The sequence below is a fragment of the Streptococcus infantis genome (genome assembly GCF_047465525.1).
In the GTDB taxonomy this organism is placed as follows: Bacteria; Bacillota; Bacilli; order Lactobacillales; family Streptococcaceae; genus Streptococcus; species Streptococcus infantis_R.
In genome coordinates, this window is sequence record NZ_JASGZS010000066.1 from 1 (window position 1) to 613 (window position 613).

Annotated in this window: 1 protein-coding gene; it reads right to left on the reverse strand. The window is 42.9% G+C overall.

Translation table 11 applies throughout. The features are described 5' to 3' along the window. Positions 1–380: 380 nt before the first annotated feature. Positions 381–613 (reverse strand): carbohydrate kinase family protein (locus QM374_RS10745; RefSeq protein WP_414311741.1); only part of this gene is annotated, 233 nt, incomplete at its 5' end.

Here is a 613-nt window from a genome sequence, read left to right on the forward strand (position 1 = left end):
GAACCATCTATTGAGCCAAAAGAAGGCCGCAAAGGATGCCCATAGTTCAAAGCCCATAAACAAAATACTAAATCCATATTTGGACATTAATAGACGTAATTTTCTAAAGGTCACAGCATCCTCCTTGTTTCTTTCTACTAGTATACCAATTCTTTTTACCCGTTGCAACGATCAACCAAGCCCCTTCTAGACAAACAAAAAGAGAGTGGGACAAAAGTCCTAGCCTCTCAATTATTTTTGGATTGTCGAGCAAGACGCAGTGGTTGAGTGGGCTCTACTACGCTGATTTCATCAGCTTTTACAGCCCTACTCAACTGTGCGGAGGTGGGACGACGAAATCGAATTCTAACGAATTACCGATTTCTGTCCCACTCTCTTTTTTATTTTTGTTTCAATTCTGTTCGCAGGGCTTCTTGCTGCTCTTTTGTCAGATGAACGCCCTTACTTGCAACAATCTGGCTAGAGACTTTGTTAGCAAATCTTAAGGCTTGCGTCATATCTAAACCTTCTAAACGAGCGGATATAAAGGCTCCCACATGGCTATCTCCAGCACCTACTGTGTCGACGACTTCTGTTGGAAAACCGTCTGCCTCATACCAGTTGCCATCATAGG